The sequence below is a fragment of the Bacteroides neonati genome, assembly GCF_000499785.1.
GTDB classification, from domain to species: Bacteria; Bacteroidota; Bacteroidia; order Bacteroidales; family Bacteroidaceae; genus Bacteroides; species Bacteroides neonati.
Window position 1 is genome coordinate 643,885 of sequence record NZ_HG726019.1, and the last position, 19,152, is coordinate 663,036.

Annotated in this window: 18 protein-coding genes; 9 read left to right on the top strand and 9 right to left on the bottom strand. The window is 37.5% G+C overall.

Going from position 1 to position 19,152, the window contains the following annotated elements:
- Positions 1-16: 16 nt before the first annotated feature.
- The 3 genes from speA to TY03_RS02625 form a co-directional block, all read right to left on the bottom strand.
- Positions 17-1,909, bottom strand: coding sequence for a biosynthetic arginine decarboxylase (speA, locus tag TY03_RS02615; protein WP_042367063.1), 1,893 nt, complete (start codon positions 1,907-1,909; stop codon positions 17-19).
- A 122-nt stretch (positions 1,910-2,031) separates the two neighbouring features.
- Positions 2,032-2,559, bottom strand: a complete 528-nt coding sequence (locus TY03_RS02620) for a shikimate kinase (protein WP_042367065.1) — start codon at positions 2,557-2,559, stop codon at positions 2,032-2,034.
- A gap of 34 nt (positions 2,560-2,593) precedes the next feature.
- The gene (locus TY03_RS02625; RefSeq protein ID WP_042367067.1) at positions 2,594-3,196 is read right to left on the bottom strand and encodes a nitroreductase family protein; all 603 of its coding nucleotides are present in this window, start codon (positions 3,194-3,196) and stop codon (positions 2,594-2,596) included.
- 125 nt (positions 3,197-3,321) lie between these two features.
- Here TY03_RS02625 and TY03_RS02630 point away from each other — a divergent pair, with 125 nt between their 5' ends.
- On the top strand, positions 3,322-3,960 hold the full coding sequence (locus TY03_RS02630; protein ID WP_042367069.1) for a ribonuclease H1 domain-containing protein: 639 nt from the start codon (positions 3,322-3,324) through the stop codon (positions 3,958-3,960).
- 254 nt (positions 3,961-4,214) lie between these two features.
- On the opposite strand, the gene TY03_RS02635 is transcribed toward TY03_RS02630, so the two are convergent.
- On the bottom strand, positions 4,215-6,050 hold the full coding sequence (locus TY03_RS02635) for an ABC transporter ATP-binding protein (RefSeq protein ID WP_042367071.1): 1,836 nt from the start codon (positions 6,048-6,050) through the stop codon (positions 4,215-4,217).
- Positions 6,051-6,171: 121 nt separating this feature from the next.
- On the opposite strand from TY03_RS02635, the gene TY03_RS02640 reads away from it, so the two are divergent.
- From TY03_RS02640 to TY03_RS02665, 6 genes are all read left to right on the top strand, one after another.
- Positions 6,172-6,819 (top strand): DUF1919 domain-containing protein, encoded by a 648-nt coding sequence (locus TY03_RS02640; RefSeq protein WP_081713027.1) that lies wholly within the window; start codon positions 6,172-6,174, stop codon positions 6,817-6,819.
- Positions 6,820-7,156: 337 nt separating this feature from the next.
- Positions 7,157-8,269, top strand: coding sequence for a DegT/DnrJ/EryC1/StrS aminotransferase family protein (locus tag TY03_RS02645; protein ID WP_042367073.1), 1,113 nt, complete (start codon positions 7,157-7,159; stop codon positions 8,267-8,269).
- Positions 8,269-9,498, top strand: a complete 1,230-nt coding sequence (locus tag TY03_RS02650) for a type III PLP-dependent enzyme domain-containing protein (RefSeq protein ID WP_042367075.1) — start codon at positions 8,269-8,271, stop codon at positions 9,496-9,498. The genes TY03_RS02645 and TY03_RS02650 overlap by 1 nt, the downstream gene beginning before the upstream one ends.
- 3 nt (positions 9,499-9,501) lie before the next feature.
- Complete coding sequence (locus tag TY03_RS02655; RefSeq protein WP_042367078.1) at positions 9,502-10,467, top strand: ATP-grasp domain-containing protein; 966 nt, start codon at positions 9,502-9,504, stop codon at positions 10,465-10,467.
- Positions 10,457-11,467 (top strand): NAD-dependent epimerase/dehydratase family protein, encoded by a 1,011-nt coding sequence (locus TY03_RS02660; RefSeq protein ID WP_316929645.1) that lies wholly within the window; start codon positions 10,457-10,459, stop codon positions 11,465-11,467. Before TY03_RS02655 ends, TY03_RS02660 begins: the two co-directional genes overlap by 11 nt.
- Before the next feature lie 12 nt (positions 11,468-11,479).
- Positions 11,480-12,394: a glycosyltransferase gene (locus TY03_RS02665; protein WP_052332366.1), complete on the top strand. Its 915-nt coding sequence runs from the start codon at positions 11,480-11,482 to the stop codon at positions 12,392-12,394.
- Between the two features lie 57 nt (positions 12,395-12,451).
- Here TY03_RS02665 and TY03_RS02670 read toward each other — a convergent pair whose 3' ends face one another.
- From TY03_RS02670 to TY03_RS02680, 3 genes are read right to left on the bottom strand one after another with little or no spacing between them, the layout of a single operon-like run.
- Positions 12,452-13,153 carry a glycosyltransferase family 32 protein gene (locus tag TY03_RS02670; protein WP_042367082.1) on the bottom strand — a complete coding sequence of 234 codons (702 nt, stop codon included), beginning with the start codon at positions 13,151-13,153 and terminating at the stop codon, positions 12,452-12,454.
- 16 nt (positions 13,154-13,169) lie between these two features.
- On the bottom strand, positions 13,170-14,096 hold the full coding sequence (locus TY03_RS02675) for a glycosyltransferase family 8 protein (RefSeq protein ID WP_042367084.1): 927 nt from the start codon (positions 14,094-14,096) through the stop codon (positions 13,170-13,172).
- 23 nt (positions 14,097-14,119) lie between these two features.
- Positions 14,120-15,088: a glycosyltransferase family 2 protein gene (locus TY03_RS02680; RefSeq protein WP_042367086.1), complete on the bottom strand. Its 969-nt coding sequence runs from the start codon at positions 15,086-15,088 to the stop codon at positions 14,120-14,122.
- A gap of 200 nt (positions 15,089-15,288) precedes the next feature.
- Here TY03_RS02680 and TY03_RS02685 point away from each other — a divergent pair, with 200 nt between their 5' ends.
- Positions 15,289-16,461, top strand: coding sequence for a glycosyltransferase (locus tag TY03_RS02685; RefSeq protein ID WP_042367088.1), 1,173 nt, complete (start codon positions 15,289-15,291; stop codon positions 16,459-16,461).
- 2 nt (positions 16,462-16,463) lie between these two features.
- On the opposite strand, the gene TY03_RS02690 is transcribed toward TY03_RS02685, so the two are convergent.
- Positions 16,464-17,402 (bottom strand): glycosyltransferase, encoded by a 939-nt coding sequence (locus TY03_RS02690; protein WP_052332367.1) that lies wholly within the window; start codon positions 17,400-17,402, stop codon positions 16,464-16,466.
- 104 nt (positions 17,403-17,506) lie between these two features.
- Between TY03_RS02690 and TY03_RS02695 the strand changes: the two genes are divergently transcribed.
- Complete coding sequence (locus TY03_RS02695; protein WP_230201870.1) at positions 17,507-18,316, top strand: glycosyltransferase family 2 protein; 810 nt, start codon at positions 17,507-17,509, stop codon at positions 18,314-18,316.
- On the opposite strand, the gene TY03_RS02700 is transcribed toward TY03_RS02695, so the two are convergent.
- Positions 18,299-19,111, bottom strand: a complete 813-nt coding sequence (locus TY03_RS02700; RefSeq protein WP_042367091.1) for an alpha-1,2-fucosyltransferase — start codon at positions 19,109-19,111, stop codon at positions 18,299-18,301. The genes TY03_RS02695 and TY03_RS02700 overlap by 18 nt on opposite strands.
- Between the last annotated feature and the right edge of the window lie 41 nt (positions 19,112-19,152).

Here is a 19,152-nt window from a genome sequence, read left to right on the forward strand (position 1 = left end):
GACTTTGTGGTGAGATTTATTCTAAATAGGTATATCCATAAAGTCCCGAACGATAATTCGACAGGAACTCTTTTCCCTCTTCCACAGATATTTTGCCCTCTTTCACCGATTTGGTGACCCAGGTTTCGAGTGTACGAACCAGCTTTTTCGGATTATATTGTACGTAGTCGAGCACTTCGGCAACCGTTTCTCCATCAATAATCTGATCGATCGAATGGCCTTTGTCACTCACGGATACATGCACCGCATTGGTATCGCCAAAGAGATTGTGCATATCGCCCAATATCTCCTGATAAGCCCCCACCAGGAACACACCCATATAATAAGGTTCCTTTGCCTTCAGTGAGTGCACCGGTAGGTAGTGAGATACGTTTTTGGTCGAAATGAAGTTAGCAATCTTTCCGTCCGAGTCGCAAGTAATGTCCTGCAACGTAGCTGTACGCTCGGGCTTCTCGTCCAAGCGTTGAATGGGTATAATGGGGAATATCTGATCAATAGCCCACGAGTCGGGAAGCGATTGGAACAGTGAGAAATTACAGAAGTATTTATCAGCCAATAGCTTCGACAAGCCACGAAATTCATCGGGAGCATGCTTCAACCCTCCGGCAATCTGATTGATTTCGCGTGTGATGGACCAATACAGACGTTCGATCTGTGCACGTGTCTTCAAATCGACAATACCGTGACTAAAGAGATCCAACGCTTCTTCCCGAATTTGCTGAGCATCATGCCAAGCCTCGAGCATCTTGTTTTGGTTCAGCTTGTCCCAGATACCATATAGTTCCTGCACCAGCTCATGTGCATCGGGAGCAATCTCTTCTTCATCGTCCCATTGAGGCAAGGTTGTCGTTTCGAGCACCTCGAAGATAAGAACCGAATGGTGTGCCGTTAGTGCACGTCCGCTCTCGGTTATGATATTAGGATGAGGAATACCGTTCTTATCGCTGGCATCTACCAGCGTAGAGATAGAGTCGTTTACATATTCCTGAATGGAGTAATTGACACTGCTTTCGCTGCTCGACGAGCGCGTACCGTCATAGTCCACACCCAATCCACCGCCAATGTCGACAAACTCAACCTTAAAGCCCATCGTATGTAGTTGCACATAGAATTGTGAAGCTTCGCGCAAGGCTGTTTTGATGCGTCTGATCTTAGTAACCTGGCTGCCGATATGGAAATGAATCAACTTCAAACAATCTTTCAGGTCTTTCCGCTCCAGGTAGTCGAGTGCTTCGAGCAGTTCGCTCGAGGTAAGTCCAAACTTACTGGCGTCGCCTCCCGATTCTTCCCATTTGCCACTTCCCGAAGAAGCCAGTTTGATACGAATACCTATATTGGGACGTACATTGAGCTGCTTCGCCATCTTGGCAATCAGCTTCAACTCGTTCATTTTCTCGACTACCAAAAAGATGCGTTTGCCCATCTTTTGAGCGAGCAATGCCAATTCTACATAGCTCTCGTCCTTGTATCCATTACAGATAATTAACGAATCAGAATCTGTATTAATGGCAATCACAGCATGCAACTCTGGTTTAGAGCCCGCTTCGAGTCCCAAATTAAATTTCTTGCCATGACTGATGATTTCTTCAACCACCGGGCGCATCTGATTCACCTTGATCGGATAAATAATAAAGTTTTGGGCTTTATAACCGTACTCTTCGGATGCTTGTTTAAAACAAGATGCCGTTTTTTCAATACGGTTATCCAAAATATCCGGAAAACGAACCAGCATCGGTGCCGCCACATCACGCAGCTGCAACTCATCAACCAGTTCTTTTAAATCGACACCTACACCGTCTCTACGTGGTGTAACTACGACATGACCTTTGTCATTAATACCAAAGTACGAAGTACCCCACCCAGTAATGTTGTAGAGTTCCTCAGAATCTTCAATACGCCATTTTCTCATTTTCTGTATTCTGTTCTGTTTTTAGTGAATAATTATAAGAAGCAAAAGTACGTATAAATCTATAGCTTACAATCAGAAAGGGTGCTTTTTTTCTCTATTCACTTGCAGAAAGTTCAATCAGGCTATACACTCAACAACTTGCATAAGCGCTCAACCGACTTTTCAATCTGTCGGTGATCCTCCAGTTCATCGCCATCAAACTGATAGTGAGCCTGTGTATAGAAAGGTGCACGTTTGTTCAATGCTTCTACAATGAATGCCTTTAGCTCCTCGTCATTTTTGTTTTGTAGAATGGGACGTTGCTGCTTGGCTATACGCAACCGATGAAACAGCACATCGGGGTGAACATGCAGAAAAACAGTGCGTCCCTTGCTGTTCATAAATGCCATATTGTCGAAAAAGCAGGGAGCGCCGCCTCCGGTAGAGATCACCACATCTTCAAATTCGGCAACCTCGTGAAGCATCGTCCGCTCCAGTTCCCGAAAGGCGGCTTCGCCTCTTTCGGTAAATAGTTCTCCTACCGTTTTATGCAAACGCTCTTCAATATACCAATCTAAGTCGACAAAAGGAACCTGCAGTTTGCGGGCAAGTGCTTTTCCCAAGGTGGTTTTACCGGCACCCATATAGCCGGTTAGGAATATACGAATCATAGTTAATTACCTTTTTCCCACAAAGGTAAAAAAATTATTCAAACACCTTCACCCGGTCGACCAACGGTTTATATTCTTTTTCTCCGGGTTCGCTTACAGGCAGGCCAAAAGGCATTTCGGCAATAAGGCTCCAGCTTTGCGGCAAGTTCCATGTACGACGCACTTCTTCATCGATCAGCGGATTGTAGTGTTGCAACGAAGCTCCCAACCCGGCATCTTCCAACAGCGTCCAAATAGCCAACTGGTGCATAGCCGAAGTTTGCAAAGACCATACCGGAAAATTGTCTTTGTAGGCAGAAAACATATCCTGCAGGCCTTTGACCACAGTTTGATCTTCAAAGAACAACACCGTACCGTATCCACAAGCAAAACTGCCGTCAATCTTTGCCTCAGTAGCTTTAAATGCTTCTGCAGGAACTATTTTGCGCAAGGTGTCTTTTACTATTTGCCAAAGCTTCCGATGATTTTCGCCCAATAGCAACACCACACGGGTAGACTGTGAGTTGAAGGCAGAAGGCACATGAGTCACTACAAAATTGACAAGCTCCTCGATCTGTTTGTTAGAGATGGGCGATTGATTGGTAATGGCATAATACGTGCGTCGATGCTTCAACGCCTCCATAAATGATTTCTCCATAGGGCTATTTATTAATTGATTTGCGGTTTTCGTTATCTGTTAGAACAAGCTGTGCGTAAAAATTGTTCGATACTATAGAATATATTCGTACCTTTACACCCGTAAAAAATCAAGTACCACAACCTATGGCCAAACAAAAGTTTTATGTAGTATGGGATGGCGTTACACCAGGTATTTATAGCTCCTGGAACGAGTGTCTGTTGCAAACAAAAGGCTACGAAGGAGCCAAATACAAATCGTTCGACAGCCGCGAAGAAGCCGAACAGGCCTTTGCCTCCTCTCCCTACGCATACATTGGCAAGAATGCAAAGAAAACTTCAGGAACAACCCATACCCATGCTTCCGGCACATTGCCCGCAGCCGTTATTGACAACAGCCTGGCAGTAGATGCTGCCTGTAGCGGTAATCCGGGGCCAATGGAGTATCGTGGGGTACATGTAGCCAGCCGGCAAGAAGTATTTCATTTCGGCCCCACCAAAGGAACAAATAATATCGGTGAATTTCTGGCCTTGGTACACGGTCTTGCCCTGTTGAAGCAGAAGGCATTTGATATGCCAATTTATAGCGATAGCGCAATAGCCATCAGTTGGGTGAAACAGAAGAAATGCAAAACCAAACTAGACCGTACGGCAGAAACCGAGCAACTTTTCGTACTTATCGAGCGTGCCGAAAAGTGGTTGAAAGAGAATAAATACACCACGCGTATATTGAAATGGGAGACTCGTGAATGGGGAGAGATTCCGGCAGACTTCGGACGGAAGTAATACTAAAATTCAGAAAAAAAATCGTACACTCCATTTACTCCAAAAGAGCTATTTATCCTCAAAGATAAACACATAAGACCCTGATAATCAACTGTTAGAAAAGTACGTATTTTTATATAAAAAGAGTACGTACTCATTGATGCATAAAATAGTATATTATTGCATCATTAAGTACGTACTCTTTTCTATTAAGATATGCTAGTCTACGAGACAAGGTAAAATATCTTCCCTTTTAAACAAATCGCAATTAGCGCTTATAGAGACTGCATATCATTCAGTCGTTTATAGTATCCTTCCATCGCGAGCAATTCTTCGTGCTTGCCACGCTCTACTATTTCTCCTTCGTACAATACACATATCTCATCGGCATTCTTAATAGTCGAAAGTCTATGGGCAATGGCAATGGTGGTACGCGTTTTCATTAATCGTTCCAAGGCCTCTTGTACCAAGCGTTCCGATTCGGTATCGAGCGCAGAGGTAGCCTCATCGAGAATCAAAATCGGAGGATTCTTCAAGATAGCACGGGCTATACTGATACGCTGACGTTGTCCGCCGGATAGTTTGCTACCACGATCGCCGATATTCGTCTTATATCCTTCTTCTTTCTCCATAATGAAGTCGTGTGCATTGGCAATCTTGGCGGCTTCAATGACTTGCTCCATCGTTGCATTCTCTACTCCGAAAGCGATATTATTAAAGAAAGTATCGTTGAAGAGAATGGCGTCCTGATTCACATTACCAATCAAGCCACGCAAGTCGGCTATGCGTACATCTTTGATGCTTACTCCGTCGATAGATATCTCTCCTTCTTGTACATCATGGTAACGAGGCAACAGATCAACAAGAGTCGATTTGCCCGATCCGGACTGTCCAACCAATGCAACTGTTTTACCCTTAGGCACGGTCAAGCTGACATTTCTGAGCACTTCGCGACGACCGTCGTAGTTAAAAGAGATATTCTTAAACTCAATCTTATCATGAAGCCCATTTAATGGCTTAGGATTGGCAATCTCCACAATCTTATTCTCTGCTTTAAGAATCTTATCGACACGCTCCATCGAAGCTAGCCCCTTAGGGATGTTGTATCCAGCTTTCGAAAACTCTTTCAGAGGGTTGATAACGCTGTAAAGAACTGTCATATAAACAATAAATAGTGGTGCATTGATGAATGAATCTTTTGCCAAAATCAAAGAACCACCATACCACAATACAGCAACAATAAGCAATGTTCCCAGAAATTCACTCATTGGATGAGCCAATGACTGACGTATAGCCACCTTGTTGGTTGCATTACGATATTCATTGCTACATTTTGTGAAACGATCAACCATTTTCTTCTCGGCAACAAATGCCTTGATAATACGCAACCCACCCAATGTTTCTTCGAGTTGCGACATCGTATCGCTCCATCGTGCCTGTGCTTCGTGCGATTGTCGTTTTAGCTTACGCCCTACTGTTCCCATCAACCAGCCCATACCCGGCAATACCAAAACGGTGAAAAGGGTCAACTGCCAACTCATGAAAATCAAAGTCACGAAATAAAACAGAATAAGAATTGGATTTTTGATCAACATATCGAGAGAACTTGTAATCGAATTCTCTACTTCACCGACATCACCACTCATACGAGCCATGATATCGCCTTTCCGCTCCTCCGAAAAAAAGCCCAAAGGCAGGCTCATAACCTTCGTATAGACCATGATACGTATATCACGTACAACTCCCGTACGCAACGGAATCATAACAGCCGAAGAAGCAAAGTAACAGCCGGTTTTTATCAATGTCATGAAGGCTAAAAACAACCCCAAAAACAATAGTGTCAACGATGGACCATTCACCTGAATCATCTGTGTTACGTAATAGTAAGCATTGTTGATTGCAATTTCTTTTAAGTCTCCCGTAGTGTCCCATGGCATAAGTTCATAGACATTGCTATCATTCATCTCGAATAGGATAGAAAGAATCGGAGCAAGCACCGTAAATGAGAACACATTGAAGATAGCCGATAGAATATTTAAAAGTATAGCCCAACCTAAATACTTCTTATAAGGCGACACGAATCGTCGCATGAGTTGAAAGAATTCCTTCATTGATTGTGAAATAATAATTTAAGGTGCAAAGATAGGAGAAATTCTTTGAAGTGTATAGGTATTGAAAACAATATATTTAGATCAACGAGGTTTAACAAAATTATTTTTTCTGAAAAGCCCCATGAATAATCAAAAGAATATCTATATTTGCAAAAAGATCAATGATATGATTATTTCTAAAAAGTTTTTAAGACAAATCTACACATGGAATCTACGAAGGAAAAACAAAAATCATGATTTCAGTATCCTTAGTAGCAATTGTGTTGGAGCAATGGTTACCCATGATTTGGGCATACGCTTGAATAGTCCCACAGTTAATTTATTCATGTATCCATCTGATTTTATCTCTTTCTTGGAGAATATAGAGACTAACCTATCAGCATCTATAGAAGACATTACAGGTGATTCACCTTACCCTATTGGCTTATTAAACAATTCCATCCCAATCCATTTTTTACATTACGTATCATTCAACGATGCAGTAAATTGCTGGAAACGCAGAGCAGAAAGAGTCAACTTAAACAACTTATATATCGTATTGGTTGAGCGGGATGGCTGTACTTTCAATGACTTGAAACGATTTGATGCGCTACCCTATTCGCATAAAGTGATTCTCTCTCACAAACAATATAAAAATATACAGTCAGCTCGTTTGATAGCAGGCTATGAAGAACAGAATGAAGTAGGATTAATAACGGAATATAACGGTTCTTGGGGAAAGAGACATTATGATCGTTTTAATTGGTTACAGTTTCTTAATTCAAATTAAAGTCCAAAGAATATAATTCATCTATAAATCAGTAATAAAACACTATTCATTTTTCACATAAACACTTAACATACAACCAGCCATAAGTGAAAAATTTATCCTTCGAGTTTTAAACTGAATAGCATTTTAAGTATAAAAACACTTCGAAAAACTGACTCATATACTACTAAAGTTGCTCAATCATTTGACATGAATAGATTTCAGTGCAAACCATTTATACAGCATAAAAAGAATTTGTTTTTTAAGAAGCAAGATTTGCTATCAACGGAAATCTATCTATCTTTGTTACTCATATCAACAGAACAATTAATGATTTTCCAAGTAAATATCTACAAGAATGAAGAATAAATCCATATACGTAACGTCTCCTTTACTCCCGCCGTTAGAGGACTTCACACTACTTCTAAAAGAAATCTGGAATAGTAAAACATTGACAAACAATGGTAATTTTCATCAGCTTTTAGAAAAAGAGTTATGCAGTTATTTGAAAATCCCCTATCTTAGCTTATTTACTAACGGAACACTTCCACTCATTGTAGCATTGCAGGCTTTACGCATTACTGGCGAAGTAATTACAACCCCTTACAGCTTCGTTGCCACAACTCATTCTTTATGGTGGAATGGTATTAAACCAGTTTTTGTTGATATTGACCCAATAACATGCAACCTCGACCCCAATAAAATAGAGGCTGCAATTACCCCTTTGACTACAGCAATTATGCCCGTACATGTATACGGACACCCTTGTGATACCGAGCAAATTCAAAAGATTGCGGATAAATACGGTTTAAAAGTTATTTACGATGCAGCTCACGCATTTGGTGTAGAAACAGCAGGCAAATCAATACTCGAACATGGAGATATGGCAACACTCAGTTTTCATGCTACAAAAGTATATAACACAATAGAAGGAGGGGCTTTAATTTGTCATGATGAGCAAACAAAAAAGCGGATTGATTACCTCAAGAATTTCGGTTTTGCAGGCGAAACAACAATTGTAGCTCCTGGTATTAATGGAAAAATGGATGAAGTACGAGCAGCTTTTGGATTATTGAGCCTTAAGATGGTGGATAGAGCCATCCAATCTCGTCAAGAAATTGCTTTACAATATCAAGCAGGCTTAGAGGCAGCCTCAGGCATCACCTGCATGAAAGGGATAGGTGATACCAAATTAAACTATTCTTATTTTCCCATTTTTGTAGATGCCGATCAGTATGGTATGACACGAGATGAGCTTTATTGTAAAATGAAAGAAAAGAATATTTTTGGCAGGCGATATTTCTACCCACTTATCAGTAATTTTTCAACTTATAAAGGTTTAAATTCAGCGAAGCCAGAGAATCTTCCAAATGCCACAAAAATAGCTAACAGTGTTATCTGTCTGCCGATTTATGATGGTCTTAAGCAAGAAGAAGTTGCATCCATTATCAACCTCATCATCGAAAAATAATGAATCAATCAACAGCTGACCTTATTCCAGATTTAAATACACCCTTCTTTTTATTTGAAGAAGAGGTCCTGCAAAACGAGATAGACTCGTTGAAGGTTGCATTAAAAAAATATTGGCCAAATTATAAAATAGGATATTCTGTTAAAACCAATTCATTTCCTCCTCTTGCGAGTTATCTACAGACCCAAGGTATCTTGGCCGAAGTAGTTTCAGAAGACGAGTATCAATTGGCTCGTCGGATAGGATATACTTCTAGCGAACTGATTTGTAATGGCCCAATAAAAAAACGCTCATGGATAGAAGAGTTATTAGCCGACAATATTCTTCTAAACATTGACTCTCATAGAGAAATTACGTATGTTTCCGAATATGCCAATCAACACCCTGATCAAGAATTACATGTTGGACTACGCATTAACCTTCATCTGGAGACAGCATTTCCAAATGAGTCAAATGCAGGCAGTGAAGGAAGCCGATTTGGCTTTTGTGCAGAGAACAAAGAGCTTAGTAGAGTTATTAAGCGATTAAGTAACCATCCGAATATTACAATTTCAGGTCTTCACTTACATACAAGTACTAAGACCCGTAGTGTCGAAATCTACCGATGGCTAGTATCTCAATTTGCAAAATTGGCTAAAGAATACGATCTCGACCAGATTCAATACATAGACATAGGAGGGGGGTTTTATGGAGGCATTCCAGATAAGCCTAATTGGGAAGACTATTTGAAAGGAATATCTGATGAGCTAAGGCTAAATAATTATTTACCTGAATCTCTTACATTAATTATAGAACCAGGTGCAAGTTTATTAGCCGGATGCTTTAGCTATTTCTGTGAAGTTATCGATGTGAAGCAAAACATCAATCAACACCTTATCACATTAAATGGGAGTAGAATACATATTGATCCCCTCATGCACAAAACCACCTATTTTCATAAAATAATAAGAAAAAAGAGAGAAGCATCCAATTCTTTCATAACAGATCAACAACAACTAACTGGTTTTACCTGTTTAGAAAACGACCGATTCTTTAAGTTATGCAATGAACCTCTTTTAGAAGAAGGGGATATTATTGAATTTAATAAAGTTGGTGCCTATACACTAACCTTGGCACCATTGTTTATTACATACTATCCGGAAGTATACGTACATCGAATGAATGGAAAAATCGAATGTTTAAGAAAAAAGTGGGGTGTTGATGAATTTCTACAACTATCTAAAATATAAGTTATGAATATATTGATAACCGCCATTGGCTCTATGTCTGCTGCTTGCGTTATTTCAGAATTACGCGCGGATTCTCATTTGGTCGTTGGATGCGACATTTATCCACCAGAATGGCATGCCGAATCACAACTATGCGATTATGTATACCAAGCCCCTTTAGCCAGCGATCAAGAAACATACATCGATTTCCTATTAAAGACTGCCAAATCCCATCAAATAAGCTACTTAATACCACTCACCGACCTAGAAATAGATGTGATCAATTCTTACCGCGACTTATTTACAGCTCACAATATTATACTTTGTATGCCAGCAGTTGATACGATACAGATTGCTCGCAATAAATTTAATCTATACAATAAGTTTAAATTCGATTCAAACGTTCCTTCAATAAAAACCTACTTATGCCCTACCGACGCTGTAGATAAATCATCACTTCCATATATCGCAAAACCATTTAATGGTCGAAGTAGCGAGGGACTTATGCGCATTTATACAGAAAACGAGCTAAATTTGATCAGACAAACACCCGGATATATCTTACAAGAATATAAAGAAGGAAGTATATTTACAGTAGATTATGTACGTTGCGAGTATACCGACCATGATTTCTCTATCGCAAGGATGGAATTATTACGAACAAAAAATGGAGCTGGACTTACAATAAAAATCATCAAAGATGATTCACTAACAAAGTTAGTTTCTTATATCGGCAAAGCACTCCGCGTCAATGGATGCATCAATATGGAGTTTATCAAACAGAACGGTCAATATTACCTGATTGACATTAACCCTCGCTTCTCTGCAGGGGTCGCATTCTCTCACGTCGGTGGATATAAAATGGTTCAAAGTCATTTGAATTGCTTTATAGGCAAAGATATTTATCCTCCCATTTCGGTTTCAGAACAGATCATTACAAAAAAGCACAAAGAAGAAGTTTTATTTAAAACAAGAAAAGATGATGAATAAAGGAAGAGTAGTCGTATTCGGTGCAACAGGAAATTTGGGGGCATATACTGCTCTACAGTTGAAATCTAGCGGATTCGATGTTATTGCCGTAGGTGGAAGAAACTCTGATAACGGTTTCTTCTCAGAACTTGGAATCGAGTATTATTCTATTGATATTTGTGACAGCAACTCTTTTGCCAAATTACCACAGAAGGAAATTGATGCGGTCGTTCATTTTGCAGGTGAGTTACCTTCAAGATATGAATACAACCCAAGAAAGCTCATAGATTCTATTGTTCAGGGCACATTAAATGTTCTCGAATACATAAGATTGACCGGTGCCAATAAAATAGTATTTCCGCAAACCCCATTTGATGTTTGGTATCGGCACAATACTCAAACACTTATTGAAGCTGACGATCAGCGAAGCTTTCCCTTAACAGGGGATCACTCCATATATACAATAGCCAAGAACACAGCAGTAGATTTAATTGAGCATTACCACCACACCTTCGGTATCTCACGCTTTATACTTCGCTTTTTCACCATATACCAATATCACCCGAACCCATATCACTATGCCGAAGGGACCCGAAAGATGATGCCATATCGCATACTAATAGAGCGAGCAATGAAAGGCGAAGATATTGAGGTATGGGGTAACCCTTCTCTTACAAAAGAGATCGTATATATAAAAGATTTCACGCATTTAGTCAATCTTTGCATCTCTTCCAATAGCAAGGGAGGCATATATAACGTAGGAGGGAAACGTGTCTCTCTAGAAGAACAAATACAAGGTATTATAGAGGTGTTTTCTCCTCAAGACCACCCCTCACAGAAAAAATATCTCCCCGAGAAGCCTAATGCATTATTGGCCGGATTTAACACGAATAAAACAGAAAAAGAGCTAGGGTATAAACCGAGATACTCTTATATCGAAGCGATGGCTGATTTCTATAAAGAAATGCAGAATGAACCATTTGCAAAACTATGGGGAGTAAAAGAAGATTATTTAGAATAAATCAGAAGTTATATGTCTACACCAACAGTCAGTATCATTTGCGATGTATATAATCATGGACCTTATATCCGACAATGCTTAGAAGGCTTTGTTAATCAGCAGACAAGTTTCCCATTCGAAGTACTGATACACGACGATGCCTCTACTGATAATTCTGCAGAAATCATTCGCGAATATGAAGCAAAATATCCGGAGATAATCAAACCAATTTATCAATCAGAGAACAAATACTCAAAAAAAATTAGTATTTGGTGCAACTTTCAATTCCCAAGGATAAAAGGGAAATACGTTGCTTTCTGCGAAGGAGATGATTACTGGACTGACACTCTAAAATTAGCAAAACAAGTCACTTTTTTAGAGGCAAATCCAGATTATACTCTATCATATTCAAAAGCAAAAATATATAATCAAGTGATTAATCAGTTTGAAAATTATACATTTGGACATTTAGTAAACTCATATAAAAAGCTATTAGAGGATAACCATATTCCTACACCTTCAGTATGTCTACGAACCAATATTATTAATACATACATAGAATCCATACTAAAGAATCAGAACTGGCGTATTGGGGATTATCCTCTATGGTTACATGCTGCGGGATGTGGGAAGATACAGTTTATAAACGAAACAACTTGCGTCTACCGGGTACTTCCTTGTTCTGCAAGCCATCATAAGACATTTATAGAGATTTTGAATTTTCGTGAGGAAGTCGTTTCTATAAAAAAAACATTACTAGAAAAGCACAAATTAAATATATTCACCAAATGGTACATACTTAACAAAACATACTTATCACTATTAGAACTATGTATAGAGTATAAGGATAAAAAAGGGACACGGAAATACCTTTCAAAATCATTTCCATATGATAGTCGATCATTAAAAAAATGGATATTTTTTCTACAAAAATATATCAGAATGTAAGACTTTAACACGTAAATCAACCTCTCCCAAATAAAAAAAACGATATCATATATTTCGTCAAGAAAAGCCCAACAAGCGATGAAACCAAAGTTTAATCCTTTTAAACAACGACTTCTTCTTTTTCCAAGATCCGGCAAAATGATGGATTGAATAGGTATTTTCTGTTACTTTTAGTTCTTTCGTATCCCATGTTTTCGGACTAAAGTAATCAATCGGCAATATAGATATAACTTTTGAATCCATATTAAATTCTCTGATAGAAGGTATTTCTTCAAGAGTATAGTTCCGGTTAATATGTTCAAGCATAATAGCAGGAAGAGGCAAAATATCAGACTGCAACTTATCAATAATAAATTTACGATTTTTATAATAGTTCAATAAATCAAGAAGCAACGGATGCTCTTTTTCAAACCCTATAGTAGCTGCTTCAATGCCATATGCAGTATTTTCCCTGCCAATAAAATAAGGTAATTTCAACAAATCATCGAATGATCTTATTACTTCAACATCACAATCTAGATATATTCCCCCTTCGTGATATAGCGCATAAAAGCGTATGTAATCTGCTGCAAAAGCATACTTTTGTTGCAAATAAGACTCTTTAACCCAAATAGAAGATTCTATGTCAAAATTAGAGAAATTCCATAATTTAAATTCATAATCAGGAAGATATCTTTTCCAACTCAGCATACATGCTTTGATATCGTCAGGGAAAGGGTCTTTACTTAACCAGCAATAATGAATAATTTTAGGTATCATAATGAATTTATTTTAGTCAGATTTTGATTTTTGCATAAAGAGACTCAGCTTGATCTAATGTACACCCACAGAACACAAGAAGATTAACAGGGAATTTAAATTTTCTAAACACATAAGAATAGGAACGATTTTGCTTTCCCCAAGAGATACCCTTTAGATGTTTATAATACTCATCTTTCAAGGGATGCGAACAACCATGATGCCACGGCTTCAACGGCCCAGAGAAATGAATTACCTTTGCCGATTTCTGTCTAATGGCTAGGTTATTCAAATATTTCACTGGTATCAATGGTTTTTTATTAAAGAAGCAATCCAGCATATTCCAACTTATATCTATAAACAAAACTGTTCCGTGAAGTAAGGCATTCATAACATCTTGGTCATGAAGCTCAATTTTCTGATAATTATTCGCGATATAATCCAATGCAATATTAGTAAAATCAATAGATCTTAAATAATCAATATTAAGTAATACCAAGCCAGCATTAAAATAGGACTCAGATTCATCATACCCTAAGCGCAAAGGGTGACGATTAGGAGCATCTTCAATTCCTGCTAGTGAATATTGGCTGAGATCAAGACTATACAAGTCAGAAATATCTCCATTAAAAACAATATCTGAATCAACATACAACGCCTTGCTAATAGTTGAAGGTAAAGTTTGTGGAATAAACAAACGAAGATAAGTCGCTAATGATAAATAGTCAGCTTGTTTTATTGGAAAAGAATTAATAAGAGCTGGATCAATCTCAATAAACACAATTTTATTCCCATAAGAATGAACGAGTTCCTCTAGTTTCTTCTTATGTTCATTTTTTACCTGCAAGGAATATACATATATTGTGAAATGATCTTTATTAGTGACAAATAAAGAAACTAACATCACAGCACAATGCTGATAGTAATTATCGTCAATTCCACATACTATATTTTTAGATTCCATATTTCTAATTACTTAATATATACTCAAAAATTATTTTTCCTAAACTTTCGTTTAATTACTCGATAATAAATTTCAAAAAGGAATGGAGAAAAATTAAACAAGCAAAAATAAAAATGTGGCTTCCGAGGATGAAGTGGAAGCAGATTAGCTTCTTTCATCTTTAGAATTATTTCTTTTTGATTCCGATACCCCCGCTTGATACTATTTTTAAACAATTGCATCAGTGTAGTCGCAATATGATCATCAAAATATCTATTTAGCTCATAATCAAATGAATAACTTCGTCGAAAAACAGCCAAAGATGACATCGCTGCAATAAGATATAATACATTAGATTCTTGATAATGCATCATATATGATCCTTCATTCTGATAATAGCGATAAAACAGTAAAGGATAATATTTGATTCGATCGGCTAAACAGATAGCACGAGGAGTAAATTCTTCATCTTCGTGCCAAATTGGAATCATTTCCAATTTATTGTCAATGAGAAAAGAGCGTTTGTAAGCATAGATCCAAACCATAGGAGGGTAATGATCGCTCATTAGAAAATCTTTACCGCCAACAACCATACGGCTATTAGCATCCATTTTAAAGGGTATGTCTAAAGAAGCGTCATCTGTTGACAGAAATAAATAATTCATCAACATCATATCGAGTTGATTAGATGCCATTTCACGATAAATACTTCCCAATACATTCGGACAAATACTATCATCTGAATCAAGAAAGAGTAAATATTCACCAGAGGCTTCTAAGACTCCCCTATTTCTTGCCAAACTAAGTCCACAGTTTTCTGTTGTTACATATCTTAAAAAGGAGTATTTTGAGCAAAGTAAATCTAAGATCTCGATAGAATTATCTGTAGATCCATCATTAATCACAATCGCTTCATAACAATTGAAAGGCAAATCCTGATTAGAAAGGGATTCAACGCATCGTCGTAAGTAATTAACAGCGTTATAAGCAGGAATAATGATTGATAGTTTCATGAGAAGCTCAGAATCTGATAATGATATTATATAATTAAACACAAAGATAAATTAAATACTGCACTAGGCAAGAAGTTTTTATTGAATTTTAGAAAAACCAAAAGGGGAATCATAAAAACAATAAACGATATCTATATTTAGCAAGAGGATGAGTTGTATTTACAGAATAGTCGCTATCTTTGCAAAAACATACTCATTCTATGAAGAAAAGGCTATTAATAATTGTCAGCCGCTTATTACAAGGTGGAATTGATACGATGTTGATCGAATATTTAAAGCAGTTTGACAGAGATAAGTTCTCTATCAAATTGGCTATAGGGACTTGCATGGAAGAGCAAGAAGCCTATATTCATCATATCCCATCAGACATAGAGGTCAGTTATTTAGTCAAAAGACATTTTCTTATTAAGTACAGAAAGCAAAAGAATATAGGAAAATCTCCCATAGTAAAAAAGACGTATGACGAAACCATATTAAGTCCTATTAGACGATTTATTCAAAAGCGTAACTTAAATAAGCTAATTGCAGAAAGTGATGTCATTATCGATTTCGATTCGACTTTTTACTCTTTTTTAGCAAATACATCAATTCCTAAAATTGCCTTTTTTCATTTTAGCTTCAAGCAATACCATCATGGTAACGAAAAGAAGCTCAGACGATTAGGTAGAAAGCTTAACGTTTATGATAAGATTGTGACTATTTGTGATGAAATGAAAGAAGAGGGTATAGAAATGTATCCGGAACTAAGCAAGAAGTTTATCACAATTTATAATGCATTCGATCTTGAAGCAATCAAGAAAAAAGCAGCTGAGCCACTAGATTCGCCTCTGGCAAAACATCCTTATATCCTAGCCGTTCAACGCTTAGAAGAGAGTCAAAAAGACTTGACGACGCTCATTAAAGCATACAAAATTTTGATCGAAGAGTATAAGATTACGGAGAGACTCTATATTATCGGAGAGGGAAAGAGCAGAAAAGAGTTGGAAAATTTATGCAAAAGATTAAAATTGACTGAATATATACATTTTCTTGGATTGCAAATAAACCCCTATCCCTGGATAAGACATAGTAAACTGTTTGCATTCAGCTCAAAATTTGAAGGCTTTGGTATTGTACTTATTGAAGCGATGTCTCTAGAAAAGGCAATCGTGTCAACAAACTGTTCAACAGGCCCTTCGGAAATCTTAGATAATGGAAACGCTGGTACACTAGTACCAGTAGGAGATGAAAGAAGTATGGCAGAAGCGATATTTCAATTACTCACAGACCAAACCTATCAAGCACAAATGCTGTTAGGCGTACAGAGGCAAATAAAGAAATTCGACATAAACAATACGATTCAACAGATAGAAGAATTGATACTCTCTTTATAAAATCATCTCGTTAAGAAGAGATAGAGAGGTCTAGTATGCAAAAACAAGAATCGTCGAACGGATAACCACTTAGCATACTTAAAGAGAGATTTTGAAGAGACGTTCTTATGCAAGTAAATCGATAGTAAATTAATATAGCTCTGATCTGTTTTATGCCTAATACACTCATCCAGAATACTTAAATATTTCCGAGTAAGAAGTACAGATGAACGCTCCCATAAGCCGTGGGCTTGCGCAAATTGATACTGACTGTTTATAGCATCCAAATAGTCAAATTTATCTTTAACTGAAAAAGCTGAATGAACAATACTGGTAGAGCTCATGCAGTAGTGATATTTCGCTTGAGAAAGACAAAACACACTGTTAGCTTTAGCAAAGAGCTGATACATTACAAAAACGTCTTCAAAATTTCGACCAATAGGAAAGGATATACCATTAAACAACTCCTTAACAAAAAGATTATTCCACAAAAAATTCTTCATCACTTTATCTTCAAACAAGAGCTCTAGTGCTTGTTCTTTACTTAGAAGTTGCTCATGCATTTGTGAAACTTCTTTCACAAAATCTCCTCGGTGATAATAATAAGCACATTGCATAATCTCTGCTCCAGACTGATTATGCGCATTATATAATGCTTCAAACATATCATCATCTACCCAATCATCGCTGTCAACAAATCCCACAAATACCCCCTCGGCAACAGACAAGCCTTTATTTCTTGCAGCCGAACGTCCACCATTCTCTTGGTTATATACCTTTATACGGGCATCTAAAGAAGCAAAAGATAAGCAAATTTGAGAAGAATGGTCAGTAGAGCCATCGTTCACCACAATGATCTCTATATTCGAATAGCTTTGCTTGATAAGAGAAGAGAGACATCGTTTCAAAGAACTTTCAGCATTGTATACCGGAACAATAATACTTATTAAAGGTGTTTGCATATAACAATATTTAATCGACACAAAGGTACGTATATAGCAATAGAAAGCAAAATCCTTTGTATTTAATTTAAAGTTCTCATTTAATTCATGTATTTTTGCATGAAATGAGTTATACTAATAAAAGAACAGTTATGATGATCGACCCGAAAATATCCGTTGTTATCAATACATATAACGCTGAGAAGTACTTAGCAGAGGTGCTTGATTCGGCAAAAGGGTTTGATGAAATTCTAATTTGCGACATGGAGAGTACAGATCGTACATGTAGCATTGCAAAGGAGTATGGCTGTAAAATAGTAACTTTTGAGAAGAAAAATCACCATTCGGCAGAGCCTGCACGCACTTTCGCTATTCAAAGCGCATCGACAGAATGGGTGCTTGTAGTAGATGCAGACGAGCTAATCCCTGAAGATTTAAAAAACTATCTGTACAAATGTATCAAAGAACCTGATTGCCCGGCAGGTATTTATATTCCTAGAAAGAATTATTTCATGGGCAAATTTATGCATTGCCATTATCCCGATTACCTATTACGCTTCTTTCGGCGTGAAGGGACTGTATGGCCACCGTATGTACATACCTTCCCAATCGTTAAAGGAAGGCTTGAAAAAATTGCTAAGGATCAGCACCACTTGGCCTTTGTACATTTGGCAAATGATGGAGTTAGAGACATTGTACGCAAGACCAATCAATATACAGAAAATGAAATTGAAAAGAAAAAGAAGAAACGGTATGGAACAATGGCTTTGTTGCATCGCCCCTTGTTTCGTTTCTTTAAAACATATATACTCAAAGGAGGGATACGGGACGGAAAAGAAGGATTTATAAGAGCATGTCTGGAGGGATATTACCAGTTCATAATGGTTGCTAAAATACTTGAGAATAGAAAAGGGAAATCAAGCATCCATAAATAAATCCTCAAAATACTTAAAACTGTCTAGCGATAAAGACGCATGCTTATCTGTGATATGATAAATTGGTAAGTGACGATAAAATGAAGCGACCAAGGAGAAGGTGCTTTTTGCGCCAATAATGTAATCACACTCGGAGAGAAGCCTTAAATCCTCAGCTTCGGTTCCATGAAATAAATGGATAGAACATGTATCTAATTGTTCCTGATAAAACGCTAAATCCAGATGCCTGTCGTTCGTACAAATAAAAACAGAAATTTTTTTATGAGGAAAAAGAGCAAAGAACTCACGAATATTTTTTATATAAACCTCATCATCAAAGTAGTATATACCACCCAAAAAACGGGCATAATCACCGCGGCGAATATGAACAGCTAAACGCAAATCTGAACTCTCACAAGAGTGGAAGTATTGAGATACGTGTTCGCAAATAGACTCTTTTATAGCAAATTGCTGTTTTATTTCATCTTCATATTTAAAAAACAATTCCGGAAAACGAAATCCCCATCCACTTAATGCAATCATTTCATCTTGTTTAAGTTGCATAATAGCCTGTGGAGTTACCTCTTTACCGTCCTCAAGCCATAAGTGTTTAATAAGGTGAGTCGTAATCAAGAGTTTAGCAAAAGCATAAACTAACCAGTTATGATACCAAAGATCACAGAGCTTAAAATATTGATATTTATAAGAAAAGCGCATCGAAATAACTTTAACGCCATTCTCCCGTCCCCAAGCATAGATATGCGCATACTGGAGAATATTGTTACACATTTGCCCGTACCCTTTTACAAAAATCATTATAAAATTCTGTTTATTGGTTCATTGATTACTTTTCTTGC

Bases quoted from the DNA above. Each gene is read 5' to 3' on its own strand.
- TY03_RS02635 (WP_042367071.1), bottom strand. From the start codon at position 6,050: ATGAAGGAATTCTTTCAACTCATGCGACGATTCGTGTCGCCTTATAAG.
- TY03_RS02675 (WP_042367084.1), bottom strand. From the start codon at position 14,096: ATGGAATCTAAAAATATAGTATGTGGAATTGACGATAATTACTATCAG.
- TY03_RS02625 (WP_042367067.1), bottom strand. From the start codon at position 3,196: ATGGAGAAATCATTTATGGAGGCGTTGAAGCATCGACGCACGTATTAT.
- TY03_RS02680 (WP_042367086.1), bottom strand. From the start codon at position 15,088: ATGAAACTATCAATCATTATTCCTGCTTATAACGCTGTTAATTACTTA.
- TY03_RS02650 (WP_042367075.1), top strand. From the start codon at position 8,269: ATGAATCAATCAACAGCTGACCTTATTCCAGATTTAAATACACCCTTC.
- TY03_RS02695 (WP_230201870.1), top strand. From the start codon at position 17,507: ATGAGTTATACTAATAAAAGAACAGTTATGATGATCGACCCGAAAATA.
- TY03_RS02665 (WP_052332366.1), top strand. From the start codon at position 11,480: ATGTCTACACCAACAGTCAGTATCATTTGCGATGTATATAATCATGGA.
- TY03_RS02640 (WP_081713027.1), top strand. From the start codon at position 6,172: ATGAATAATCAAAAGAATATCTATATTTGCAAAAAGATCAATGATATG.
- TY03_RS02620 (WP_042367065.1), bottom strand. From the start codon at position 2,559: ATGATTCGTATATTCCTAACCGGCTATATGGGTGCCGGTAAAACCACC.
- speA (WP_042367063.1), bottom strand. From the start codon at position 1,909: ATGAGAAAATGGCGTATTGAAGATTCTGAGGAACTCTACAACATTACT.
- TY03_RS02630 (WP_042367069.1), top strand. From the start codon at position 3,322: ATGGCCAAACAAAAGTTTTATGTAGTATGGGATGGCGTTACACCAGGT.
- TY03_RS02690 (WP_052332367.1), bottom strand. From the start codon at position 17,402: ATGCAAACACCTTTAATAAGTATTATTGTTCCGGTATACAATGCTGAA.
- TY03_RS02685 (WP_042367088.1), top strand. From the start codon at position 15,289: ATGAAGAAAAGGCTATTAATAATTGTCAGCCGCTTATTACAAGGTGGA.
- TY03_RS02645 (WP_042367073.1), top strand. From the start codon at position 7,157: ATGAAGAATAAATCCATATACGTAACGTCTCCTTTACTCCCGCCGTTA.
- TY03_RS02655 (WP_042367078.1), top strand. From the start codon at position 9,502: ATGAATATATTGATAACCGCCATTGGCTCTATGTCTGCTGCTTGCGTT.
- TY03_RS02670 (WP_042367082.1), bottom strand. From the start codon at position 13,153: ATGATACCTAAAATTATTCATTATTGCTGGTTAAGTAAAGACCCTTTC.
- TY03_RS02660 (WP_316929645.1), top strand. From the start codon at position 10,457: ATGATGAATAAAGGAAGAGTAGTCGTATTCGGTGCAACAGGAAATTTG.
- TY03_RS02700 (WP_042367091.1), bottom strand. From the start codon at position 19,111: ATGATTTTTGTAAAAGGGTACGGGCAAATGTGTAACAATATTCTCCAG.